Source organism: Streptomyces hyderabadensis (genome assembly GCF_020404845.1).
In the GTDB taxonomy this organism is placed as follows: domain Bacteria; phylum Actinomycetota; class Actinomycetes; order Streptomycetales; family Streptomycetaceae; genus Streptomyces; species Streptomyces hyderabadensis.
Genome location: NZ_JAIOJZ010000037.1, coordinates 13898 through 36921, shown reverse-complemented (window position 1 = coordinate 36921; position 23024 = coordinate 13898). Strand labels below are relative to the sequence as shown.

22 protein-coding genes and 1 riboswitch are annotated in these 23024 nt (G+C 72.6%); of the genes, 15 read left to right on the top strand and 7 right to left on the bottom strand.

What is annotated here, in order from left to right; translation table 11 throughout:
• Positions 1-54: 54 nt before the first annotated feature.
• Positions 55-1197, top strand: coding sequence for a glycoside hydrolase family 6 protein (locus K7854_RS25430; protein ID WP_226028900.1), 1143 nt, complete (start codon positions 55-57; stop codon positions 1195-1197).
• On the opposite strand, the gene K7854_RS25425 is transcribed toward K7854_RS25430, so the two are convergent.
• Positions 1179-2609, bottom strand: a complete 1431-nt coding sequence (locus tag K7854_RS25425) for a uracil-xanthine permease family protein (protein ID WP_226028866.1) — start codon at positions 2607-2609, stop codon at positions 1179-1181. The genes K7854_RS25430 and K7854_RS25425 overlap by 19 nt on opposite strands.
• A gap of 177 nt (positions 2610-2786) precedes the next feature.
• On the opposite strand from K7854_RS25425, the gene K7854_RS25420 reads away from it, so the two are divergent.
• The gene (locus tag K7854_RS25420) at positions 2787-3254 is read left to right on the top strand and encodes an acyl-CoA thioesterase (RefSeq protein WP_226028865.1); all 468 of its coding nucleotides are present in this window, start codon (positions 2787-2789) and stop codon (positions 3252-3254) included.
• Here K7854_RS25420 and K7854_RS25415 read toward each other — a convergent pair.
• Positions 3214-4425, bottom strand: coding sequence for an MFS transporter (locus tag K7854_RS25415; protein ID WP_226028864.1), 1212 nt, complete (start codon positions 4423-4425; stop codon positions 3214-3216). The two genes, K7854_RS25420 and K7854_RS25415, sit on opposite strands and share 41 nt — an antisense overlap.
• Positions 4426-4538: 113 nt before the next feature.
• Here K7854_RS25415 and K7854_RS25410 point away from each other — a divergent pair, with 113 nt between their 5' ends.
• Complete coding sequence (locus tag K7854_RS25410; protein ID WP_226028863.1) at positions 4539-5738, top strand: ROK family transcriptional regulator; 1200 nt, start codon at positions 4539-4541, stop codon at positions 5736-5738.
• A 21-nt stretch (positions 5739-5759) separates the two neighbouring features.
• Here K7854_RS25410 and K7854_RS25405 read toward each other — a convergent pair whose 3' ends face one another.
• From K7854_RS25405 to K7854_RS25395, 3 genes are all read right to left on the bottom strand, one after another.
• Entirely contained in the window at positions 5760-6209 is a 450-nt protein-coding gene (locus K7854_RS25405; protein WP_226028862.1) for a hypothetical protein, read from the bottom strand.
• Positions 6206-6970, bottom strand: a complete 765-nt coding sequence (locus K7854_RS25400) for an SDR family oxidoreductase (protein ID WP_226028861.1) — start codon at positions 6968-6970, stop codon at positions 6206-6208. The genes K7854_RS25405 and K7854_RS25400 overlap by 4 nt, the downstream gene beginning before the upstream one ends.
• Positions 6971-7130: 160 nt before the next feature.
• Positions 7131-9506: a chitinase C-terminal domain-containing protein gene (locus K7854_RS25395; protein WP_226028860.1), complete on the bottom strand. Its 2376-nt coding sequence runs from the start codon at positions 9504-9506 to the stop codon at positions 7131-7133.
• A 213-nt stretch (positions 9507-9719) separates the two neighbouring features.
• A riboswitch (FMN riboswitch) is annotated at positions 9720-9850 on the top strand.
• A gap of 149 nt (positions 9851-9999) precedes the next feature.
• Here K7854_RS25395 and K7854_RS25390 point away from each other — a divergent pair.
• From K7854_RS25390 to K7854_RS25350, 9 genes are all read left to right on the top strand, one after another.
• Positions 10000-10602 carry a riboflavin synthase gene (locus K7854_RS25390; RefSeq protein ID WP_226028859.1) on the top strand — a complete coding sequence of 201 codons (603 nt, stop codon included), beginning with the start codon at positions 10000-10002 and terminating at the stop codon, positions 10600-10602.
• Positions 10599-11243 (top strand): nicotinamide mononucleotide transporter family protein, encoded by a 645-nt coding sequence (locus tag K7854_RS25385; RefSeq protein ID WP_226028858.1) that lies wholly within the window; start codon positions 10599-10601, stop codon positions 11241-11243. Before K7854_RS25390 ends, K7854_RS25385 begins: the two co-directional genes overlap by 4 nt.
• Positions 11240-12529 carry a bifunctional 3,4-dihydroxy-2-butanone-4-phosphate synthase/GTP cyclohydrolase II gene (locus tag K7854_RS25380; RefSeq protein ID WP_226028857.1) on the top strand — a complete coding sequence of 430 codons (1290 nt, stop codon included), beginning with the start codon at positions 11240-11242 and terminating at the stop codon, positions 12527-12529. The genes K7854_RS25385 and K7854_RS25380 overlap by 4 nt, the downstream gene beginning before the upstream one ends.
• A gap of 21 nt (positions 12530-12550) precedes the next feature.
• Entirely contained in the window at positions 12551-13036 is a 486-nt protein-coding gene (gene ribH, locus K7854_RS25375; RefSeq protein ID WP_226028856.1) for a 6,7-dimethyl-8-ribityllumazine synthase, read from the top strand.
• A 34-nt stretch (positions 13037-13070) separates the two neighbouring features.
• Positions 13071-13343 carry a phosphoribosyl-ATP diphosphatase gene (locus tag K7854_RS25370; protein ID WP_011027788.1) on the top strand — a complete coding sequence of 91 codons (273 nt, stop codon included), beginning with the start codon at positions 13071-13073 and terminating at the stop codon, positions 13341-13343.
• A 49-nt stretch (positions 13344-13392) separates the two neighbouring features.
• Positions 13393-14250, top strand: a complete 858-nt coding sequence (gene hisG / locus K7854_RS25365) for an ATP phosphoribosyltransferase (RefSeq protein ID WP_226028855.1) — start codon at positions 13393-13395, stop codon at positions 14248-14250.
• A gap of 38 nt (positions 14251-14288) precedes the next feature.
• Positions 14289-14759, top strand: coding sequence for a PH domain-containing protein (locus K7854_RS25360; RefSeq protein WP_226028854.1), 471 nt, complete (start codon positions 14289-14291; stop codon positions 14757-14759).
• Positions 14760-14962: 203 nt separating this feature from the next.
• Positions 14963-16294: a hemolysin family protein gene (locus tag K7854_RS25355; protein ID WP_226028853.1), complete on the top strand. Its 1332-nt coding sequence runs from the start codon at positions 14963-14965 to the stop codon at positions 16292-16294.
• Complete coding sequence (locus K7854_RS25350; protein ID WP_226028852.1) at positions 16291-17334, top strand: hemolysin family protein; 1044 nt, start codon at positions 16291-16293, stop codon at positions 17332-17334. Before K7854_RS25355 ends, K7854_RS25350 begins: the two co-directional genes overlap by 4 nt.
• 176 nt (positions 17335-17510) lie before the next feature.
• On the opposite strand, the gene K7854_RS25345 is transcribed toward K7854_RS25350, so the two are convergent.
• Both K7854_RS25345 and K7854_RS25340 read right to left on the bottom strand, forming a co-directional pair.
• On the bottom strand, positions 17511-19367 hold the full coding sequence (locus K7854_RS25345) for an AAA family ATPase (RefSeq protein ID WP_226028851.1): 1857 nt from the start codon (positions 19365-19367) through the stop codon (positions 17511-17513).
• A gap of 427 nt (positions 19368-19794) precedes the next feature.
• Complete coding sequence (locus tag K7854_RS25340; protein WP_226028850.1) at positions 19795-20364, bottom strand: uridine kinase family protein; 570 nt, start codon at positions 20362-20364, stop codon at positions 19795-19797.
• 234 nt (positions 20365-20598) lie between these two features.
• On the opposite strand from K7854_RS25340, the gene K7854_RS25335 reads away from it, so the two are divergent.
• From K7854_RS25335 to K7854_RS25325, 3 genes are all read left to right on the top strand, one after another.
• A complete protein-coding gene (locus K7854_RS25335; protein WP_226028849.1) occupies positions 20599-21966 on the top strand; it encodes a C39 family peptidase in 1368 nt (455 codons plus the stop codon).
• Between the two features lie 119 nt (positions 21967-22085).
• On the top strand, positions 22086-22226 hold the full coding sequence (locus K7854_RS25330; RefSeq protein ID WP_161379883.1) for an SCO1431 family membrane protein: 141 nt from the start codon (positions 22086-22088) through the stop codon (positions 22224-22226).
• Positions 22227-22332: 106 nt separating this feature from the next.
• On the top strand, positions 22333-22995 hold the full coding sequence (locus tag K7854_RS25325; RefSeq protein ID WP_226028848.1) for a TetR/AcrR family transcriptional regulator: 663 nt from the start codon (positions 22333-22335) through the stop codon (positions 22993-22995).
• Positions 22996-23024: the final 29 nt, after the last annotated feature.

Below are 23024 nucleotides of genomic sequence, written 5' to 3'. Positions count from 1 at the left end.
CGGCGTCGGGCGGCCCGGAGGGCGGAGCGCAGGCGTGCCGCCGGCCGTGGCGCGATGGTCGCGGCGGCGTCCGTCGTCGTCGCGGTGGGCACCGTCACCGGCCTGCTGACCGCGCTCGGCGACGACGGCGGCGGCGCCGACCGGGCCGGGCCGCGAGTGACCCGCCCGGTGCGGCTGGACGCCCTGCCCGTCTCGCCGTCTCCGTCCCCGCCCTCGTCCCCGTCGGCGGAGCCGTCACGCTCCGCGTCGCCGTCCCCGATGCCCCGGAGGCGGACGCCCAGCCCCTCGCCGCGGCGGACCTCCGGGGAGCGGGACCCCCGGGCCACGACGGCCGCCACCCGGCTCTACCGGCACCCCGAGTCCCAGGTCCTCGACTGGGTCCGCGCCCACCCCGACGACCCGCGCCAGGACGTCATCGCGTCCCGGATCGCCGGCCGCCCGGCCGCCGTCTGGTTCACCGACCACTCGCCGGCCGCCATCACGGCCCGGGTCCGCGCCGTCACCTCGGCGGGCGCCGCGCAGGGCCGGGTGCCGGTCCTGGTGCCGTACGCGATACCCGACCGCGACTGCGGCGGCCACTCCGAGGGCGGCGCGCCCGGCCTCGACGCCTACGACGCCTGGATCGACCGGTTCGCCGCCGGGCTGGGCTCCGGCGAGGTGATCGTCGTGCTGGAGCCCGACTCGGTCGCCCAGTCCACGTGCCTGTCCGCCGGTGAGCGCGCCGACCGCTTCGCCTCCCTGGCCCGCGCCGGGCGAGTCATGAAGGACGCCAACCCGGCCGCCCGGGTGTACTACGACGCGGGCCACTCCGGCTGGCACCCGCCCGCCGAGCAGGCGGCCTGGCTGAAACAGGCCGGTGCCGCCTCGGCCGACTCCTCCGACGGCGTCTTCAGCAACGTCTCCAACTTCCACACCACCGCCGACGAGGTCGCCTACGATCGCGCGGTCCTCGACGCGCTCGGCGGCCCGGCGAGCCTCGGCGCCGTCATCGACACCAGCCGCAACGGCAACGGCGCCCCGCCCGACGGGCAGTGGTGCGACCCGGCCGGCCGCAAGCTCGGCCGCGCGCCGACCCTCAGCACCGGCATGGGGCGCATCGACGCCTACCTGTGGGTCAAGCTGCCGGGCGAGTCGGACGGCTGCCGGGGCGAGCCGGGGACGTTCACGCCGTCGTACGCCTACGACCTGGCGCGCTGAGCCCCGCCGTCACCGTCGCCGCCGGCGCTCCCGTTCTCGGACTTCGCGTCGTACGACGAGGTGCCCTCGTCGAGCAGCGGCTGCTGCGTCTTGAGGTGGGCCGGGGCGAAGGCGCGCAGCGCGTGGTAGCCGGTGATGACGACCAGGGTGCCGAGCGCGATACCGCTCAGGGAGAAGGTGTCGGTGAACTCCATGCTGACGTTGCCGACGCCGATGATGATGCCCGCGGCGGCCGGTACCAGGTTCAGCGGGTTGCGCAGGTCCACCTTGGCGTTGATCCAGATCTGCGCGCCGAGCAGGCCGATCATGCCGTAGAGGATGACGGTGATGCCGCCGAGCACGCCGCCGGGGATCGCGGCGACGACCGCGCCGAACTTCGGGCAGAGGCCGAAGAGCAGGGCGAAGCCCGCCGCGGCCCAGTAGGCGGCCGTCGAGTAGACCCGGGTCGCGGCCATCACGCCGATGTTCTCGGAGTACGTGGTGTTGGGCGGGCCGCCGACCGCCGTGGACAGCATCGAGCCGACGCCGTCGGCCGAGATGGCCGTGCCGAGCTTGTCGTCGAGGTTGTCGCCGGTCATCTCGCCGACCGCCTTGACGTGCCCGGCGTTCTCCGCGATCAGGGCGATGACGACCGGCAGGGCGACCAGGATCGCCGACCACTCGAAGCTCGGCCCGTGGAAGGTCGGCAGCCCGATCCAGTCGGCCTGGCCCACGGCGGAGAAGTCCAGCCGCCAGTGGTCGGTTAGCTTGCCGCTGCCGTCCACCGAGTGGATCTTCCCGAAGATCCGGTCGAGGGCCCAGGACAGGACGTACCCGAAGACCAGCCCGAGGAAGATCGCGATCCGGGACCAGAAGCCGCGCAGGCACACCACGGCCAGACCGGTGAACAGCATCACGAACAGGGCCGTCCACTGGTCCTGCGGCCAGTAGGTGGAGGCCGTGACGGGTGCCAGGTTGAAGCCGATCAGCATCACCACCGCGCCGGTGACGACCGGCGGCATCGCGGCGTGGATGATCCGCGCCCCGAACCGCTGCACGGCGAGCCCCACCAGGAACAGGACGGCGCCGACCACGAGGACCGCGCCGGTCACCGTGGCGCTGGTACCGCCCTGCGCCCGGATCACCGCGGCGACGCCGACGAAGGAGAGCGAGCAGCCGAGGTAGCTGGGCACCCGGCCGCGGGTGGCGAGCAGGAAGATGACGGTCGCCACGCCCGACATCATGATCGCGAGGTTGGGGTCCAGGCCCATCAGGACCGGAGCCACGAAGGACGCCCCGAACATGGCCACCACGTGCTGGGCGCCGAGCCCGGCCGTGCGGGGCCACGAGAGCCGTTCGTCGGGGCGGACCACCGCTCCGGGGGCGGGCACCTTGCCGTCCCCGTGCAGTCTCCAACGCACGCCGAGGTCCATGGTGAGGTTTCGCTTTCTTCGTACCGAGGTCTGTCCGGACCATTGTCAGGGGTGCCCGGCCGTGCGGTTGACCTGCACCCTTCCCGGAGGGGTGTGCTGAGCGTCCGCTTAGGATGGCTGTGGTCCCCGTACGACGCCGACGCCGCGCGTACCACCACGCACCACCCAGGAGCCACCGTGACCGCCGAAGCGCCCGCCGTCCCCGTCCCGCCCGCCGTCCCCTACGGCCGGCTCGTCCCCGTCACCGTCCACTTCGACGACCTGGACGCCCTCGGGCTGCTGCACAACGCCCGCTACCCCGTGATGGTCGAGCGGGCCTGGACCGAGCTGTGGGCCGGGCACGGAGTCCGGTTCGAGGGCGACTGGGCGGCGGCCGGCGACGCCTGCAACGCGGTCAGGGAGCTGACGATCGGCTACGAGGCGCCGGTCACCCGGCCGGGCGCCTACGCCGTCCACCTGTGGCTGGACCGGCTCGGCACCACCGGGCTGACCTACGGGTTCCGGTTCTGCTCGGCGGACGGCGCCACCACCTATGCCCGCGGCACCCGGGTGCTGGTCCGGCTGGACTCCGGGACGCTGCGCCCGGCGCCGTGGAGCGAGGCGTTCAGGACTGCCGGTCGGGCACTTCTGCGACCGGCCCACTGATCTTCGGGCGGTTCCGGTCCCCGGACCGCAGCACCCGCGCGAACACCACCAGGCAGCAGGCCAGCAGCGTCACCAGGCCGAACGACACCACCAGGCTGGTCGCCTGGGCCAGACCGCCGATGGCGCTCGGCGCGACCAGGCCGGAGGTGTACGTGATGGTGGCGACGCCCGCGATGGCCAGGCTCGGATTGGAGCCGGCCCGGCCGGCCGCGGCGAAGCACAGCGGGACGACCACGGCGATGCCGAGGCCCATCAGCGCGAAGCCGCTCATCGCCACCGCCGGATGGCCCCCGACCACGACGAGCAGACCGCCGAGGGTGGCCAGCACACCGCTCACCCGGACCGTGCGCACCGCGCCGAACCGGTCCACCACCTTGTCGCCGGCCAGCCGGGCCAGCGCCATCGTCAGCGTGAAACCCGTCGTGCTCGCCGCCGCCAGACCGGCCGAGGTCTCCAGCTCGTCCCGCAGGTAGACCGCGGACCAGTCCAGGCTCGCGCCCTCCGCGAACACCGCGCAGAAGCCGACCGCGCCGATCAGCAGCGCCGACCTGGGCGGCAGCGCGAAGCGCGGCGGCGGGTCCTCGTCCTCGGCGGGCTGCAGGTCCAGCACCCAGGTGCAGGCGACCAGGCCCGTCACGGTCAGCACCGCGGCGGCCAGGAGGTGGTGGGTCCGGGCGTCCGCGCCCAGGTGGGCGGCGAGCGTGCCGGCCGCCGAACCGGTCAGCGCGCCCGCGCTCCACATGCCGTGCAGCCCGGACATGATCGACTTGTCGAGGCGGTTCTCGATCTCGACACCCAGGGCGTTCATCGCCACGTCCGACATGCCCGCCGTGGCGCCGTAGACGAACAGGGCGAGGCACAGGGTGAGCAGGTTCGGGGCGAGCGAAGGCAGGATCAGCGCCAGCGTCCACAGGGCCAGCAGCCCGCGCAGCGCGGCACGGGCGCCGAAGCGGTGGGTGACGCGGCCGGCCAGCGGCATGGCGAGGGAGGCGCCGAGCGCCGGGAAGGCGAGCGCCAGCCCCAGCTGGCCCGCGCTCACACCGGCGTGGTCCTGGATCCACGGCACGCGGGTCGCGAACGAGCCGGTGACGGAGCCGTGCACGGCGAACACGGCCGCCACGGCGTACCGGGCGCGCTTCACCTCGCGGCGCCCGTAGGTCCCTGTGCTCATGGTCCACCCCTCCGTGTCCGTCAATCCGCGGCGTAAACTATCAGGGAGCCTGCCTGATAGATAGTGGGTTACCGGCGTGGGCCCCCGCGCCGCCGATCTGGAAGGATCCCGGCATGCCCGCATCCCCGAGCACCGCCCGGGCCATCAACGACCGGCTCGCCCTTCATCTGCTCCAGCAGGAGGGCCCGTTGACGGCAGGACAGTTGAAGAAGCTGACCGGCCTGTCCCGGCCCACCGTCGCCGACCTCGTCGAACGCCTGGGCGCCGCCGGACTGATCGAGGTGGCGGGGGAGTCCGGCGAGCAGCGCCGCGGCCCCAACGCCAAGCTGTACGGCATCGTCGCCGGGCGCGCCCACCTCGCCGCCCTCGACGTGCGCACCGAGGGCGTCGCCGTGCTCGTCTCCGACCTGCTCGGCCGGGTCCTCGCCGAGGCTTCCGTGCCCATCGACGACGACTCCGGCACGGGCCCCGCGGTGGAACAGGCGGTGAGCCTGGTCGAGCGCGCGGTCAAGGAGGCCGGCGCCGACCGGCTGCACACCGTCGGGATCGGCGCCCCCGGCCTGATCGACCCGGTCGGCGGCGAACTCCGGGACTCCACGGGACTGCCCGAGTGGCACCGCCGGCTGATGGCGGCGCTGCAGGAGAAGTTCCCCGAGGCGCGGGTCGGCGTCGAGAACGAGACCAACCTCGCCGCCCTGGCCGAACAGCGCGACGGCGCCGCCCGCGACCGGGACACCTTCGTGCTCCTCTGGCTCGGCCTGGGCATCGGCGCCGCCGTCGTCCTCGACGGCACCCTGCGCCGGGGCGTCTCCGGGGGCGCCGGGGAGATCGGCTTCATGCCGGTGCCGGGCACCGCGGGCCTGCCGTCGGCCACCGACTGCGACGGCGGCTTCCACTCCGTGGCGGGAGCGGCGGCGGTCTCCGCCCTCGCGGCGGAGCACGGCGTGACGGCCCGGCCCACCGGGCCCGAGCCGCACGCCGCCGCGCTGGTCCGGGAGGCGGTACACCGGTCGGCGTCCGCGGACGACCCCGCCGCCGGGCGCTTCCTCGACGCGCTCGCGGACCGCATCGCCCTGGGCGCCGCCGCCGTGGTCTCCGTCCTCGACCCCGGCTGCCTGGTCCTCGCCGGGGAGATCGGCCGGGCGGGCGCCGACGCCCTCGCCGGCCGCGTCCAGCACCGCCTCGCCCGGATGTCCCCGCTGGCCACGGAGGTGCGGCCGAGCACCCTGGGCGGCGGCGCGGTACTGCGCGGCGCCCTGCTCACCGCACGCGACCGCGCCCAGGACGACCTCTTCGGCCCGCCGGGGCGGTAGCCCGCGGCACCCGGAAGGGTCTTACCCGGGGTGCCGGCCGGTGCCCGCGGAGCCCGGCTCGGAGCCCGGCTCCCGGAACGCCGGGCCGGCCGCCGCCAGCCACACCAGTACCGCCGGGAGCAGCACGGCCGCCCCCAGCAGGGCCATGAAGCCCGCGGCGCTCGCCGCCGACAGGGGCTCCAGGTGCCGGGCGTGGAACAGCAGGTGGGCGACGGCGGAGACCAGGTAGGCGACCAGGGCCGTCAGCACCAGGCGGCGCTCCATCGTCGCCACCGCCGCGCACAGCACCACGGCGAGCGCGAGGCTCGCCCCGCCGAAGTCCTGGAGCAGATGCTCGTTGTAGGGCGGCAGGTGCGACACCCACGGCCACTTCCAGAACAGCTCGGGCAGCAGCACGATCCACAGCCCCAGCACCACCTGGCCGCCCGCGAGCAGCCCCAGTCCCGCCCGCAGCCACGCCCGTCCGCTCATCCGCGCCGCCCGCCCTCCCCGCCGCCGAACCGCCCCGCCAGGTACTCCTCGAACGTGCCCTTGCCGACCGCGTGTCCGGGCGCGAGATGCCCGCCCGCGCGGAACGCCCGGTAAGTCTTCCCCGCGAGCGGCACGTTCACCACGGCCCGCCGGCGTCCCGTCGCGTCCAGATAGGCACGGGCCAGCGACTCGAAGGTGCGCACCTCGGGACCGCCCACGTCCGGCATCCGACCGGCGGGCGCGCCCTCGGCCAGTGCGGCGAGCCGGTCCGCGACCTCCGCCACCTCCACCGGCTGGTCGCGGGCATGGGCCGGCAGCACCACGACCGGCAGCCTGGCCAGCGTCCGGAGCACCTGTGCCACCAGGTCGTGGAACTGGGTCGCCCGCAGCACCGTCCATCCGAGGCCCGACTCCGCCACCAGCTGCTCGACGGCGAGCTTGGACCGGTAGTAGCCGAGCGGCACCCGGTCGACGCCGACGATCGAGATGTACACCAGGTGGCTCACCCCGGCCCGCCGCGCCGCCGCGATCAGGTTCGCGGCCGACCGCTCGTCCCCGCCGCGCTGCGTGGTCGCACAGTGCACGACCGTGTCGGCACCGGCGAGCGCCGCGTCCAGAGCGCTGCCGCCCTCGCGCAGGTCGACGGCGTACGGCCGGCTGCGCCTGCTGAGCACCCGCACCTCGTGCCCGCCGGCCCGCAGCCGTTCGACGACGAGCCGGCCGAGCGTGCCGGTGCCGCCGGTCACCAGGATCGTGGTCATGCTGATCAGCCCCTGTCGGAAGTGGCGTGCGGTGCGCGGATCACACCGTCGCGCAGCTCCACGCGGAACGCACCCCGCCGGCGCTCGACGGGGTGCGTTGGGGGGACCCGGCGGCGGGCAAGGGCCTTCGTCACCGCCGCCGGGCCCGTTTCGGGTGGGGTCAGCAGGCGCCGAGGTCCTGCCAGACTCCCCATTCACCGGTGGTTCCGGGCTCCTCGCCCTTCGTCCACCACTTGGACTTCCAGGTGTGCCCCTGGTGGGAGACGGTGGTGCCACCGCCGTACGACGCGGCCGCGTCCCAGGCCGGGGCGGCGCACTGCCCGGTGCCGCCCGTCGGGCTCGGGCTCGGGCCCGGGGACTCGGATCCCGTGGGCGTCGGCGTGGGGGTCGGCGTCTGCGTCCCCGGGTCCACCACGGTCGTGCCCCGTGCCAGGTCGCCGGCCAGGGCGTACGCCTTGCCGCCGATCGTCACGGTCCAGTTCGACGGGGTCGACACGGGCAGGTAGTAGTTGAACGACAGGTCGACGGTCGCGCCCGGCGCCAGCGACTGCCACGCCGGCAGCTTCAGCGACACCCGGTGGAAGTCGCCCTTCAGGCCGCCCACGTTGTCGCCCGTGTGGTCGCTGCTGACGACCTTGGTGCCGAACCCGGACTGGTCGGAGGCGTTCCCGGGGGCCGAGGTCGCGTAGTCGAACCGGAACTCGGTGCCGCCCGGCAGCGCGGTCTTCGTGTTGTTCGTGATCCGCAGCTTGGGCGTGATCGGGTAGTTGGAGTCGCCCAGCTTGAAGTCCGTGAACTCCACGTCCACGTTCACGGCCTCGGTCGGCAGGTCCGCGTTCGACTTCTTCGCGCCGTACGGCGCGGCCGACTTGAACGTGTCGTACATCAGCGAGGTGAGGGTGTCGCCCATCTCGTACTGGCCCTTGGCGGCGTTCCAGCCGTAGTCGCCGGCCAGCTCCCAGATCATCGCGCCGCCGATGCCGCGGTCCGCCACGTAGTCGGCCTTGGCCCCGACCGACTGCTCGTCCTCGGTGGACAGGAAGACCTTCTTCTCGGCGTTCCACAGCCAGGGCGCGACCAGCGTCGAGTCGTACTTGCGGGCGTAGGTGCCGGTCAGCTTCGTGTCCGCCGGGAAGCCGTAGTCGGTGACGTAGTCGCCGACGATGCCCTTCTCCAGGTTCTTGGCGTGCCACATCGGGTTGGAGCCCGCCGGGGACTCCTTGCCGTTGGTGTCGAGGTCGTGCCAGAGGTTGTCGATGCCGACGGCGCCGTCCCCGCACTTGGTCAGGCCGGAGCCCGCCGGGCAGGAGGACGCGGAGGCCTTGCCCCACAGGCCGTCGGTGCCGCCCTGGACGTTCTTGTGGCCGCGGGTGTAGTACGGCAGGCCGATGTTGATGCGGCCGGCCGGCATCGAGCCCCGGAAGTAGTGGTAGGCCCAGTCGGTGTTGAGGTAGCCGATGCCGCCGTACTGGGCGCTCCCGTACACGTTGGCGGCGGCCAGCTCGGCGTCCTTGCCGTCGTCGAAGAGCGAGGCGTTCGGGCCGACGTACTCGTTCCAGGCGCCGTGCAGGTCGTACGACATGATGTTGACGTAGTCCAGGTACTTCTGGACCTGGAAGGTCTCCATGCCGCGCAGCAGGTACCCGGAGGACGGCGCGGCGACGGAGAGGAGGTAGTGCCTGCCGTCCGCGGCGCCCGCGCGGTCGAGCTTCTCGCGCAGCGTCTTCATCAGGGCCGCGTAGCCCTTGACCAGCCCGGCCCGGCGGCCGTTGGCGAAGGACCAGTCGAGCGGGTTGCCCGCGTCCTTCATCGTCGTCGGGTACTCGTAGTCGATGTCGACGCCGTTGAAGCCGTACTTCCTGACGAAGTCGACCGCCGAGTCGGCGAAGGTGTCGATGCCGGCCTGGTTGACCGAGCCGTCCGCGTTGGTGGCCATCGAGTAGAAGCCGCCGGAGTCCACGCGCGAGCCGTCGTCCGCGAAGTAGCCGCCCGTCTCGGCCCAGCCGCCCACCGAGATCATCGTCTTGACGTCCGGGTGCTGCTTCTTGAACTTGTTCAGCAGGTTGAAGTGGCCCTTGTAGGGCAGGCCGGGGTCCATCTCGGCGCCCTCGACCCCGGGCCAGGTCATCCCGGTCGCCGGGTTCTTCTCGCCGTCCGTGCCGACGGAGAGCTTGTTGCCGCCGTCGACGTGCGCGAAGGCGTAGTTGATGTGGGTGATCTTGTCCCACGGGATGTCCGAGGCGAGGTAGGCCGGCTTGCCGTCCTTGCCCGTGCGCCAGCTCGTGAAGTACCCGATCACCCGGCGCGGGTGGTCGGCGCCCATCTTCTCCCTGCCGTCGGCGTCGTAGACCGAGCAGTAGGGGACGTCGACGCCGGGGGTCTCGTAGAGCCCGTCGGGTCGACAGGACTCCTGGTCGGCGGCTTGCGACGCGGTCGCCGGGAGACCGGCGAGGAGCAGGCCGGCGACGGCGGCGACGGCCGCGAACAGGGCCGGCCCCGCTCTGTGGCGGGATCTGGAGCGTGACGGGGAAGGCACAGTCGGTTCCTCTCCACGGAAGTTGCGCAGACCCTAGAGAGGACTAGACCAGTGCGTCAATAGGTATGGACCAATCTCAACCCGGTGGGGCAGCCGACCAGTTGGGCCAGCCAGACCGGGCCGGAGGCCAGGGTGAGCATCCTGTGAGCCACTCCACACGCTCCGTCCGCATGGACGGGGACCGGCCGTGGCACACTGGCCCTGTACCAGAAGCAGCGCACTCCGGGGTCGGTGAAAGTCCGAACCGGCGGTTACAGTCCGCGACCCGGTCGCTTCCAGCGACCGGTTGACCAGGTGAAACTCCTGGACCGACGGTTAAAGTCCGGATGGGAGGCAGTGCGCGGCGGGCGAGCAAACGTGCGCGCCGCCGAATTCTGGGCGTACCCGTCCCGGGTGCGTCCTGTCCGGCGTCGTTCCCGGTGTCCTCGTCCGTGGTCTCTGTCGTTCCGACAGCCCCGGAGTCCGTGCCCGAAGAGGCAGGAGGACCCGGGAAGTGTTCACCGGAATCGTCGAAGAGTTGGGCGAGATCACCGCCGTCGAGACCCTCGACGACGCCTGTCGCTTCCGCGTACGCGGCCCCGCGGTCACCGAAGGTGCCCGGCACGGCGACTCCATCGCCGTCAACGGCGTCTGCCTCACGGTCGTCGACCACGAGGGCGACGCGTTCACCGCCGACGTGATGGCCGAGACCCTGAACCGCTCCAGCCTCGGCGCCCTGGCCGTCGGCTCCCGCGTCAACCTGGAGCGCCCCACCGCCGTCGGCGCCCGGCTCGGCGGCCACATCGTGCAGGGCCACGTCGACGGCACCGGCGAGGTCCTGGAGCGCAAGCCCTCCGAGCACTGGGAGATCGTCAAGATCTCGCTGCCCGCCGACCTCGCCCGCTACGTCGTGGAGAAGGGCTCCATCACCGTCGACGGCATCAGCCTCACCGTCGTCGACGCGGGACCCGACTTCTTCACCGTCAGCCTCATCCCCACCACGCTCGCCCTGACCACGCTCGGCATCAAGCAGCCCGGCGACCCGGTCAACCTCGAGGTCGACGTCATCGCCAAGTACGTCGAGCGGCTGCTCACCGCCCAGGGGGGCACCCGGTGAACTGGCTCAACTCGGAGGCGTTCACCCTCTTCGACCAGCACATCAAGTGGTCGGACATGATCGGCAACGTGATCGGTCTGCTCGGCCTCGCCCTCGGCTGGCGGCGCTCGATCTGGACCTGGCCCGTGCAGTTCGTCTCCGGACTCGTCCTCTTCGCGGCCTTCGCCACCGCCCACCTCTCCGGCAGCGCCGGCAAGCAGATCGTCGTCATGGTCGTCGCCGCCTGGGGCTTCTGGCAGTGGAACCGCGGCCGGCAGCAGACGCAGGACGGCTCCGTCGCCGTACGGTTCGCCACCTGGCGCGAACGCGGCGCCCTGCTCGCCGCGGCCGCCGTCGGCACCCTCGCGGTGGGCGCCCTGTTCACCGCCTACCCCACCCTGTCCTGGGACCCCTGGCCGGACGCGTACATCTTCGTAGGCACCGTCGTCGCCATGTACGCCCAGGCCCGCGGCATGGTCGAGTTCTGGTTCGCCTGGCTGCTGGTCGACCTCGTCGGCGTGCCGCTGAACTTCGCCAACGGCTTCGCCTTCTCCGGCTTCGTCTACGTCCTCTACGGCGCGCTCGTCCTGTGGGGCCTGCGCGACTGGTGGCTGCGCTCGCGCAACGCGGCCCGCCCCCTCCCGGAAGGAGCGCCCGCATGAGCACGGCACCCATCCTGTACAGCCCGGACGGCCCCGAGGACCTCGTCCTCGACCCCGTCGAGCAGGCCGTCGCGGACATCGCCGCCGGCCGCCCCGTGGTGGTCGTCGACGACGAGAACCGCGAGAACGAGGGCGACCTCGTCATCGCCGCCGAAAAGGCGACCGAGGAGATCGTCGCCTTCATGATGAGCGAGTGCCGCGGCCTGATCTGCGCCCCCATGGAGGGCGAGGAACTGGACCGGCTCCGGCTCCCGCAGATGGTCGACGACAACACCGAGTCGATGAGGACGGCGTTCACCGTCTCCGTCGACGCCACCGCCGCGCACGGCGTCAGCACCGGCATCTCCGCAGCCGACCGCGCCGCCACCCTCCAACTCCTCGCGAGCGGCACCGCCGAGCCCACCGACCTGGTCCGCCCCGGGCACGTCTTCCCGCTGCGCGCCCGCCCCGGCGGGGTGCTCGTCCGCAACGGCCACACCGAGGCCGCCGTCGACCTGGCCCGCCTCGCGGGACTGCGCCCGGCCGGCGCCATCGTGGAGATCGCCGGCGAGGACGGGCGCATGCTGCGGCTGCCCGAGCTGATCCCGTTCGCCCGCAAGCACGGCCTGACGATCATCTCCATCGAGGACCTCATCGCCTACCGGCGCTCCGAGGAACCCACCGTCCGCCGCGAGGCCGAGGTCCGCCTGCCCACCAGGCACGGCGCGTTCACGGCGTACGGCTACCGCTCCACGGTCGACGGCGTCGAGCACATCGCCCTCGTGCACGGCGAGATCGGCGACGGCGAGGACGTCCTGGTCCGCGTCCACTCCGAGTGCCTCACCGGCGACGTCTTCGGCTCCCAGCGCTGCGACTGCGGCCCCCAGCTCGACGCCTCCCTGGACCGCATCCAGGCCGAGGGCCGGGGCGTCGTCGTCTACCTGCGCGGCCACGAGGGACGCGGCATCGGCCTGATGTCCAAGCTGCGCGCCTACGAACTCCAGGAGCGCGGCCGCGACACCCTCGACGCCAACCTCGAACTCGGCCTGCCCGCCGACGCCCGCGACTACGGCGCCGGCGCCCAGATCCTGCGGGATCTCGGCGTGCGCGCCGTCCGCCTCATGACCAACAACCCCGACAAGAGCGACGCCCTGGAACGGCACGGCGTCACGGTCACCGGCCGCGAGCCCATGCCCGTCCAGGCCGGCGAGCACAACCTCCGCTACCTGCGCACCAAGCGGGACCGGATGGGACACGACCTGCCCTGGCTGGACACGACCCCCGTGTCCACCTGCGGCAACCAGTAAGCAAGCACGACGAGGAGACACGTGAGCGGCAAGGGTGTACCGGAACTGTCCGTACGCAACGTCGGGGACCTCAGGGTCGCCGTGATCGCGTCGCAGTGGCACGACAAGGTGATGAACGGACTGGTGGACGGCGCGCTGCGCGCCCTGCACGAGCTGGGGATCGACGAGCCGACCCTGCTCAGGGTCCCCGGCAGCTTCGAACTGCCGGTGGTCGCCAAGGTCCTCGCGGGCCGCGGCTACGACGCGATCGTCGCCCTCGGCGTCGTCATCCGCGGCGGCACCCCCCACTTCGACTACGTCTGCCAGGGCGTGACCCAGGGCCTGGTCCAGGTCTCCGTCGAGACCGGCGTCCCGGTCGGCTTCGGCGTCCTCACCTGCGACACCGAGGAGCAGGCCCTGGACCGGGCCGGCATCGAGGGCTCCAGCGAGGACAAGGGCCACGAGGCGGTGACCGCGGCCGTCGCCACGGCGGCTACGCTCCGTTCAGTATCTGAACCCTGGCGTTAGGTCGACCGGCATAACCCGTAGAGTGGTCGGCACCATGTCCAAGAAGACTTTCGAGGAGCTCTTCACCGAGCTCCAGCACAAGGCCGCCAACGGCGACCCCGCCACCTCCCGCACCGCCGAACTGGTGGACAAGGGGGTCCACGCCATCGGCAAGAAGGTCGTCGAGGAGGCCGCCGAGGTCTGGATGGCCGCCGAGTACGAGGGCAAGGACGCGGCGGCCGAGGAGATCTCCCAGCTGCTGTACCACGTCCAGGTGATGATGGTCGCCCGCGGCATCTCCCTGGACGACGTCTACGCCCACCTGTAAAGCCGGACCCCCTTCTTCTCCACCCCTTCACACAAAGGAAGCCGACCTCATGCTGCGCATCGCCGTCCCCAACAAGGGTTCCCTGTCAGGCCCCGCGGGGGAGATGCTGCATGAGGCCGGCTACCAGCAGCGCCGCGAGTCCAAGGAACTGCGGATCGTCGACCCGGCCAACGAGGTGGAGTTCTTCTACCTCCGCCCCCGTGACATCGCGATCTACGTCTCCTCCGGCAAGCTCGACATCGGCATCACCGGCCGCGACCTGCTGGTCGACTCCGGCGCCCACGCCGAGGAGATCCTGCCGCTCGGCTTCGCCCGCTCCACCTTCCGCTTCGCCGGCAAGCCCGGCACCGCCACCGGCATCGACGACCTCAAGGGCCGCACCGTGGCCACCTCCTACGAGGGCATCGTCGCCGCCCACCTGGCCGACCGGGGCATCGACGCCTCCGTCGTCCACCTGGACGGCGCCGTCGAGACCGCCATCGAGCTGGGCGTCGCCGAGGTCATCGCGGACGTCGTCGAGACCGGCACCTCCCTGCGCAACGCGGGCCTCGAGGTCTTCGGCGAGCCCATCATGAAGTCCGAGGCCGTCGTGATCCGCCGCTCGGACGCGGAGCCCGACGAGACCACCGAGCCCAAGGTCCAGCAGTTCCTGCGCCGCCTCCAGGGCGTCCTGGTGGCCCGCACGTACGTGATGATGGACTACGACTGCCGGGTGGAGCAGCTGGAGAAGGCCGTCGCCCTCACCCCCGGCCTGGAGTCCCCGACCGTCTCCCCGCTGCACAACGAGGGCTGGGTCGCCGTCCGTGCGATGGTGCCCGCCAAGGAGGCCCAGCGGATCATGGACGACCTGTACGAGATCGGCGCCCGCGCGATCCTGACCACGGCCATCCACGCCTGCCGGCTCTGACCCCCTCCCCGTCTCGGAGCACGACCCGGAGCCACACCATGCCCGACACCACGCCGGACGACCTGCCGGCCCTGCCCGTCACCTTCCGTCCGGGCCGCACCCGCGCCGTCCTGCTCGTCCTCGCGGTCCTCGCCTTCGCGACCATCACGGCGGTCGGGATGGTGCTGGACGGCCTCGGCCCCGGCGAGCGCCTGAGCTTCGTGTTCACGGCCCTCGTCCTGGCCGGCGTGCTGCTCCTGCTGGCCAGGCCCCGGGTCGTCGCCGAGGAGAGGGGCGTCACCGTGGTCAACCTGACCGCCGTGCGCCGCCTCGCCTGGCCGGAGATCCTCCGCGTCAACCTCCGCCAGGGCGACCCCTGGGTCTTCCTCGACCTCAGCGACGGCACCAGCCTGCCCGCGCTCGGCATCCAGCCGGGCATCGCCAGGCAGCGCGCCCTCGCCGACGCCCGCGCCCTGCGCGACCTCGTGGAGGCCCGCTCCGGTGCCCTCCCCGAGGCGCCGCGTGACTGACCCGGCGCCGCCGACCCTGCCGCGGGCACCCTTTTCGTGATTAATCTGGGAACGAGGACGCGGCCCGTCGCGTCCTCGCCCCGTCGCTCCGCCCGGTGCGCGGGGTTCCTGCTACCCGAGGAGTGACTCCCTCCGGCGATGGACGGACCGTCCTGCAGTACCTGCGCCGCCCCCTGCTGTGACACCCCACAGGCGGCGGCATCATGACCACCCCCCTGCTGCTCCTGGCAGCCGCGTTCCTGCTGATCCTCGCCAACGGCTTCTTCGTCGCGGCCGAGTTCGGCCTGGTGACCGTCGAACGCCCGGACGCCGAGCAGGCCGCCGCGACCGGTGACCGGCGCGCCCACCGGGTCGTCGAGTCCCTGAAGGAGCTGTCCTTCCAGCTCTCCGGCACCCAGCTCGGGATCACCATCACCTCCCTCGTCGTCGGCATGCTCGCCGAACCGGCGCTCGCCCAGCTGCTCGACGGCCCGTTCACCGCGATCGGCGTCCCCGACGGCGCCGTGCCCGGTGTGTCGGTCGTCGTCGGCATGCTGCTGGCCTCCGCCGTGCAGATGGTGATCGGCGAGCTGGTGCCCAAGAACTGGGCGGTGTCCAAGCCGCTCCAGGTCGCGCGCTTCGTCGCCGGCCCCCAGCACGCCTTCGCCCGGCTCTTCCACCCGGTGATCGCCGCGCTCAACACCGTGGCCAACCGCCTGGTCCGCACCCTGGGCATCGAACCCACCGAGGAGCTGGCCTCCGCCCGCACCCCCGGCGAACTGGTCTCCCTGGCCCGGCACTCGGCCCGGGCCGGCGCCCTGGAGCAGGACACCGCCGACCTCTTCGTCCGGACCCTCTCCCTCGGCGAACTGACCGCCCAGCACGTCATGACCCCCCGCGTGAAGGTCAGCGCCCTGCACTCCTCGGCCACCGCCGAGGACGTGGTGAACCTGACCCGGGCCACCGGCCTGTCCCGCTTCCCCGTCTACCGGGAGAAGATCGACGAAATCGTCGGCATGGTCCACCTCAAGGACGCCCTCGCGGTCCCCGTGCACGACCGGCTGCGTACCCCCGCGGGCCGGATCGCCCGCCCCGCGCTGCTGGTCCCGGAGACCCTGCCGGTACGGCCGCTGCTGACCCGGCTGCGCAGCGAGCAGCCCATCGCGGTCGTGGTCGACGAGTACGGCGGCACGGCCGGCGTCGTCACCCTGGAGGACATCGTCGAGGAGATCGTCGGCGAGGTCCGTGACGAGCACGACGGCCTCGACGCGCCCGAACTCGCCCCCGCCCCGCCCGAGGACGGACGCCCCGCCTGGGACGTCGACGGCAGCTGCCGCGTGGACGCCCTGCGGCGGGTGGGCCTGGAGGCGCCGGAGGGGCCGTACGAGACGGTGGCCGGACTCGTCGCCGATCTGCTCGGCCGCATCCCGGCCGTCGGCGACCGCGCGGAACTGCCCGGCTGGCGGCTCTCCGTCCGCCAGGTCGGCCACTACCGCGCGGAGCGGATACGACTGGTGCGCACCGCCGCGGACTCCACGCTGGAGGCCGCCCGATGAGCGTTCTGCAACTCGTCTTCGCCGCGCTGCTCGTGCTCGCCAACGGCTTCTTCGTCGGCGCCGAGTTCGCCCTGGTCTCCGTGCGCCGCAGCCAGATCGAACCCCTGGGCACCGCCCGCGCCCGACAGGTGCTGTACGGCCTGGAACGGCTGCCGCAGATGATGGCCGCCGCCCAGTTCGGCATCACCGTCTGCTCGCTGACCCTCGGCGCCGTCGCCGAACCCACCGTCGCCCACCTGCTGGAGCCGGTCTTCGAGTGGATCCACCTGCCGCACGGCATGATCCACCCGCTCGGCTACGTCATCGCGCTGGCCGCCGTGGTCTTCTGCCACCTCGTCATCGGCGAGATGGTCCCGAAGAACCTGGCGATGGCCGCCCCCGAGAAGGCCGCGCTGTGGCTCAGCCCCGGCCTGGTCGCCTTCGCCCGCGTGTGCCGGCCGATCACCGTCGCGCTCGGCGCCTGCGCGCAGGGCATCCTCAGGCTGTTCCACGTGGAGCCCAAGGACGAGGTCGAGGCCGTCTTCACCAGCGAGCAGCTCAACCGCCTGGTCGAGGACGCCGGCCAGGCGGGCCTGCTCGACCCGGAGGAGCAGGAACGCCTGGAGGACGCCCTGGAGCTGGGCTCCCGCCCGGTGACGGACGTACTCCTCCCGCGCGAGTCCCTGGTGACGGTCAGCCCCTCGGTCACGCCCGGGGAGATCGTGGCGCTCACCGCCCGCACCGGGTACTCGCGCTTCCCGATCGCCGCGGACCAGGGCGCCTTCATGGGGTACCTGCACGTCAAGGACGTCCTCGACGTGGAGGAGTCCGACCGGGCCGTCCCCCAGCACCTGTGGCGCCCGATGACCACGCTGCGCCCCGAACTCCCCCTGGACGACGCCCTCACGGTGATGCGCCGCGCGGCCACCCACCTGGCCCAGGTCACGGGCGCGTCGGGCAAGGTGCTGGGCCTGGTCGCCCTGGAGGACGTACTGGAACTCCTGGTCGGCGAGGTCCGCGACCCGGCCCACAGAAACAAAGAGGTAACCCTGGCCACCTAGCGCTGCCGCCCCCGCTGCGGCCACTCGTGCCGCCCCCCCCGCCGCCGCTGCGGGCAGTCGTGCCTCCCCCAGTGCCTGAACGGCCTGGGAGGTACCCCCAGGCGGCACGGGTGGGCGCAGCGGCACCCCGCAACGCCGGGCTGCGTCCACCCCCCCCCGCGCACCGAGGCTCGGCCCTACACAGCCGACGGCCCACCGGGCCCCCGCCCCGACAGCACCTCCCCATACGCCTGCATCAAATCCGGCAGCCGCAACGTCGCCAGATCGTCCCGGGTCAGCACCCCGGGACACACGGACAACCGCAGATCCCGGTACGCACAGCTCTTCTCGTACAGCGTCCGCAGAAACCGCCCGTTCCCCAACTCGTCGATCCACCCCTGGTCCACCACGTGCCCGGCGATCGACCGCAGCTCGTCCAGCGCCTCCTCGTCCCACACGTCCCCGTTCTCCGCCGCGAGCACCTCCCCGATCGAGGTCAGCTCCAACGGCCGGTACGACGGGAAGTCCACCCGCGTCGTGAAGCGTGAGGACAGCCCGGGGTTGGCGCCCAGCAACCGGTCCATGCCCTCCGGATAGCCGGCCAGGATCACCACCAGGTGGTCCCGGTTGTCCTCGGCCCGCTTCAACAGCACCTGGAGCGCCTCGTCGCCGTACGCGTCGCCCTTGCCGTAACCGGAGTTGGACAGCGAGTACGCCTCGTCGACGAAGAGGACACCGCCGAGCGCGGAGTCGATCAGCTCGTTCGCCTTCACGGCGGTCTGGCCCAGGTACTCGCCGACCAGATCGGCCCGCTGCGCTTCCACCAGGTGGTCGCCGCCGAGCAGCCCGAGGGCGTAGAAGACCCGGCCCAGGATGCGGGCCACGGTGGTCTTGCCGGTGCCGGAGGGGCCGGAGAAGACGAAGTGACGTTTGGGCGGCTGCACCGGCAGCCCCTGCCCGGCCCGCAGCCGGGCCATGTTCAGTTGCGCGGACAGTGCCTTGACCTGCCGCTTCACCGGTTCGAGGCCCACCATCCGCTCCAGCTCGGCGAGCGCCTCCTCCAACAGCGCGGGGTCGGTGGGCCCGCTGGGCAGGGACGGGTCGGGTCCGCCCGCCTTCTCCCGCACCGCCGGTCCGCCGAGCGGGGGCAGCGGCGCGGACAGCGGGGGCTCGGGCGCGGAGAGCTTGACGTCGCGCTCCTCGGTGCCGAACAGGGGGTCGAGTCCGTCCAGGCCGTCGGTGCCTGCGCCCGCCTGCGCGAGTCCCGCGAGGTCGGCCGGGTCGTCGTAACCGTCGCCCTCGGCGATCGCGGCCAGCCGGGCCGAGGTGTCCATGAACGCGGGGTCGACGCGGTGCACCGCCCGGTACAGGGGGAGCGCGGCGGCGCTGCGCCCGGTGCCCTCGTGGGCCCGCGCCAGCCAGTAGCGCAGCTCCTTGCGCTGCGGCTGCTCGCTGCGGCACCGCATCAGGGCCGCCGAAAGCAGCGGCTCGGCCTGCCCGTACATCTCCAGGCGGACCCGGGCCATGCCGCTGAACAGGCCGGCCTCGATGCCCAGTAAGGGATCGCCGAGCAGCGGGTCGGTGTGCCGGACCAGCTGCTCCCAGTCCTTGACCAGATAGGCGCGGCACGCGTGCAGGAAGCGGACCTGGGGGTCGGAGTCCACCGGGGGCAGCCCGGCCAGGGCCCGGTCCAGCTCCGGGACGTGCCGGCCGTCCAGCCAGTGCGAGGCGTGCGCAAGGAGCAGGTCACGCGGGTTCTCCAGCACCGGCTGCACCCACCAGCCCAGCCAGTACCAGGAGTTGAGCGTCCGGCGGTGGCGGGCCCGCTGCTCGCCGAAGCGGTCGCGGTTGCGGAACATTCGCAGGAGCGCGTTCGTGGTGTCGACGCGCAGCGCGTGCAGTCCCAGCCAGCCGTCGGCCATCGTGGGGTCGATCCGCACCGCCGCCCGGAACTCCTCCTCCGCCTGCGGGTAGGCCCCCATGGTGTAGGCGTCCACGCCGCGCAGCCAGGCGAGTTCGGCCGGGGCCTGTGGGCCCTGCGTGCCGAAGTCCATCACGTCCCCCACCTACGTGCCCCCGTCGGTATGCCGCCGAGCCGTCGCTCGTCGGCCGCCTCGGTCAACGGCTGTACCGCCGACCGGAGTTGCAGGTGCGTGCGGCAATCTCCGTAGGTCGCACCGAGGGCATCGTACCCGCGGCGGTCCGTCCCCCGAAGGGTGCGGGAGGGGTCGTTCCGCGAGGTGGGAGCGGGTGGGGCGGGGCGCCGGAAGGTGACGGAGGGTGAGCGTACGGCGTCGCGGAGCAGCCGGAAAACGCGCTCAGGGCAGAACGAAGCCCCCGATCACGGGGGAACAACCGGGGGCTTCGCGTCTGTCGGCGGCTTCGAACTACCGCACATTCAGAACGTAAGACCTGTACGGCCCCCGGGTCAAGCGAAGTTGGGGCACGTCGGCGGGTTGTCGGGATGCGATCTTCACGAGTTCAGCACATTGCGGAGGGTCCGTCACTCTGGGTGAGAAAGTGGGCTCCGGAGGCGGTTCCCGCGGGCCCCGGCAGCACCTCGTACCCCTGTTCGCGCTGTCGCACCAGAAGGTGCGCGAAGGGGCGCGAGGGGTCCGCGGCGAAATGCCGGCGCTCGGCCGGGACCCACCCGTCCCAGAACGCACGCTGCTCCGCTCCGTCGCGCGCCCGTCCGCGCTCCCACGCCCGCTCCGGGGGCAGGTCCATCCACAGCAGTCCGGCCAGGTGCGGCCGCAACGCCTCGCGGCCCGCGCCGACGCCCTCGACCAGGACCACGGGAGCGGGCGCCAGCGGACGCGGCGCGCCGAAGCGCCGGGCCCGCCAGTCGTAGGGGGCGTAGTGGGCGGTCTCGCCCCGCCGCAGGGGTGCGATCACCTGGTCGAGCAGTCGCCCGGTCCAGTCGAACAGCTCGTCGTGACTGGCGATGTCGTCGAGGTGCAGCACCGGCGCACCGCCCAGCGCGTCCGCCAGCCGCCCGGCGAACGTGGACTTCCCGGAACCGGCGTGCCCGTCGACGCCGATCAGACGCACGGGCCCGCAGGAGGGCGGAAGCCGGCGGAGCCGGGCTGCTAGGTCGAGGATGGCGGATCCCTGGGGTGCGAGGGGCGGACGGGCTCACCCGCACTCTAGCCAGTGGTCGACACCAATATTGGTGGCGTGGCGTGCGTGGAAGTGCTGGCAGGAGCGGGCGCCTGCGGCCATAGTTGGCGCACGACCGTGCAACGACGGACCCGCCCGACCCGGACACCTGGGGGTCTCCCGCCCATGAGCAGAGTCGAACATCCGTCCCGCAGGACCCTCCTGGCCGCGGCCGTCGCCGCGGCCGCCGTGTCGGGCGGCGCGATCCCGGCCGCAGCCCACGCCGCGCCCGGCACGGGCACCGGCGGCGGCGCCCGACGGCCGGTGGACTACCACGCCTGGACCACGTACGGCGACTGGCGGCAGGGGACCGCGCGAGGAGCCCGCCCCGTCGCGGGCGCCCGCCCCGGCATCGTGATCGGCACCCCGGCCGACACCACCGACTACACCGACCCGCACACCGGCACCACCGCCGCCTGGGAGTACGCGACCTGGACCTCGCCCGTCCACCGGCTCACCGTGCCCGCGACGGAGGTCATCGCCTCCTGGAACGCGCACACGCCGGGCGGCACCTGGATCCAGGTCGAACTGAAGGGCACCTACTCCGACGGCACGGACACCCCCTGGTACGTGCTGGGCCGCTGGACGGCCGGCGACGGCGAGCAGGACATCAGGCGGACCTCGGTGGACGACCAGAGCGACGGCAGGAGCAGCGTCTGGACCGACACCTTCGCCATCGACGACGCCTCCACCGGTCTGCGTCTGGTCTCCTACCGGCTCCGGCTCACCCTCCACCGCCGCCCCGGCACGCGCACCACGCCCACCGTCTGGCGGCTCGGCGCGATGGGCTCCGACGTCCCCGACCGCTTCACCGTCCCGGCCTCCACGCCGGGACACGCCGGGGAACTGCGCGTCCCGCGCTACTCGCAGGAGATCCACAAGGGCCAGTACCCCGAGTACGACAACGGCGGCGAGGCCTGGTGCAGCCCCACCTCCTCGCAGATGATCATCGAGTACTGGGGCGGCCGCCTCACCGAGGAGCAGCTCGCCTGGGTCGACCCCTCCTACGCCGACCCGCAGGTGTGCCACGCCGCCCGCTACACCTACGACAACCAGTACGAGGGCTGTGGCAACTGGCCCTTCAACGCCGCGTACGCCGCCACGTTCCAGGGCCTCCAGGGTGTGGTGACCCGCCTCGGCTCCCTCACCGACCTGGAGACGCTGATCGCGGCCGGCATCCCGGCCATCACCTCCCAGTCGTTCCTGGAGGAGGAGCTGACCGGAGCGGGCTACGGCACCTCGGGGCACCTGATGACCGTGATCGGCTTCACCGCCGACGGCGACGTGATCGCCAACGACCCGGCCTCGGACGACAACGACGCCGTGCGCCGCGTCTACAAGCGGCGCGAGTGGGAGAACATCTGGCTCCGGACCAAGCGGTACAACGCCAGTGGCAAGGTCGTCTCCGGCACCGGTGGCGTCTGCTACCTGTACTTCCCGGCCCACCCGAGTCCGCACCAGCGCAAGGCGCTCGCGGCGGTGGGGGTGCGCTGAGCGGAGCGCGCCGCACCGCTGTGACCAAGCTCTCGGCCGCACGAGCCGCTCACGGTGGCAAGGTGGACACCGTGAGCGGGGGGACTCCGTGAAGCCGAACCCGAGAGCAGCGAGCAGCCATGACCGCACACACCGCAGCCGCCACCCGTGTCCGCACCGGCGGCCCCAAGGACGACGGCCCCAAGATCCTCGAACACGTCATGGGCTGGACCCTCGTCGTGGTGGTCGCGATGCTCGTGGTCCAGCTGGGCCTTCTGTGACCTGACCGGCCCGGGCCTCAGCGACGTGACCGGCGTGTGACCTGTCCCACGCCCCGACCTGCCATACTGCGGAGGTCCCGCCGCCCGTAGGAGACCAGGGTCGAAATTGAATATGAGTCAACAAGGTGCCGACGTCCGTCCCCGGGCGCGCGGCACCGAGCGCTCGCTGGCACGCCGCGCCGAACTCATCGCCATCGGGCGGAGGTTGTTCGCCGACACCTCGTACGACGCGCTCTCGATGGACGACATCGCCCGGCAGGCGCATGTCGCCAAGGGGCTGATCTACTACTACTTCCAGTCCAAGCGGGGCTACTACCTGGCGATCATCCAGGACTCCGTCGCCGACCTCGTCACCACCGCGGCAGGCGGCACCGAACTGCCGCAGGTGGACCGGGTCAGCCGCACCATCGACGGCTACCTGCGCTATGCCGAGCACAACCAGGCCGCCTACCGCACCATCGTGAGCGGGGGAGTCGGCTTCGACACCGAGGTGCACGCCGTCCGGGATGGGGTGCGCGAGGCGATCGTCGCCACCATCGCCGAGGGGGCGTACGGGCGCTCGGACGTCGGGCCGCTGGCCCGCATGGGTCTGCTCGCCTGGGTGTGCGGCGTCGAGGGCGCCACCCTGGACTGGATCGGCCGCCCGGAACTGCCCCGCGAGACCATGGGTGAGCTGCTGGTGAAGTCGCTCGGCGGCACGCTGCGCGCCATCGAGGAACTGGACCCCGCCTGTCCGGCCCCGGCCCCGGCCCGCCGGGACGAGGCCTGACGGCACCCGGCGAAGCCTGACGACGTCTG

Bases quoted from the DNA above. Each gene is read 5' to 3' on its own strand.
- K7854_RS25415 (WP_226028864.1), bottom strand. From the start codon at position 4,425: ATGAGCACAGGGACCTACGGGCGCCGCGAGGTGAAGCGCGCCCGGTAC.
- K7854_RS25400 (WP_226028861.1), bottom strand. From the start codon at position 6,970: ATGACCACGATCCTGGTGACCGGCGGCACCGGCACGCTCGGCCGGCTC.
- K7854_RS25380 (WP_226028857.1), top strand. From the start codon at position 11,240: ATGAGCACGGCACCCATCCTGTACAGCCCGGACGGCCCCGAGGACCTC.
- K7854_RS25350 (WP_226028852.1), top strand. From the start codon at position 16,291: ATGAGCGTTCTGCAACTCGTCTTCGCCGCGCTGCTCGTGCTCGCCAAC.
- K7854_RS25405 (WP_226028862.1), bottom strand. From the start codon at position 6,209: ATGAGCGGACGGGCGTGGCTGCGGGCGGGACTGGGGCTGCTCGCGGGC.
- K7854_RS25335 (WP_226028849.1), top strand. From the start codon at position 20,599: ATGAGCAGAGTCGAACATCCGTCCCGCAGGACCCTCCTGGCCGCGGCC.
- K7854_RS25360 (WP_226028854.1), top strand. From the start codon at position 14,289: ATGCCCGACACCACGCCGGACGACCTGCCGGCCCTGCCCGTCACCTTC.
- K7854_RS25330 (WP_161379883.1), top strand. From the start codon at position 22,086: ATGACCGCACACACCGCAGCCGCCACCCGTGTCCGCACCGGCGGCCCC.
- K7854_RS25355 (WP_226028853.1), top strand. From the start codon at position 14,963: ATGACCACCCCCCTGCTGCTCCTGGCAGCCGCGTTCCTGCTGATCCTC.
- K7854_RS25425 (WP_226028866.1), bottom strand. From the start codon at position 2,609: ATGGACCTCGGCGTGCGTTGGAGACTGCACGGGGACGGCAAGGTGCCC.
- K7854_RS25370 (WP_011027788.1), top strand. From the start codon at position 13,071: ATGTCCAAGAAGACTTTCGAGGAGCTCTTCACCGAGCTCCAGCACAAG.
- K7854_RS25430 (WP_226028900.1), top strand. From the start codon at position 55: ATGGTCGCGGCGGCGTCCGTCGTCGTCGCGGTGGGCACCGTCACCGGC.
- K7854_RS25410 (WP_226028863.1), top strand. From the start codon at position 4,539: ATGCCCGCATCCCCGAGCACCGCCCGGGCCATCAACGACCGGCTCGCC.
- hisG (WP_226028855.1), top strand. From the start codon at position 13,393: ATGCTGCGCATCGCCGTCCCCAACAAGGGTTCCCTGTCAGGCCCCGCG.
- K7854_RS25345 (WP_226028851.1), bottom strand. From the start codon at position 19,367: ATGGACTTCGGCACGCAGGGCCCACAGGCCCCGGCCGAACTCGCCTGG.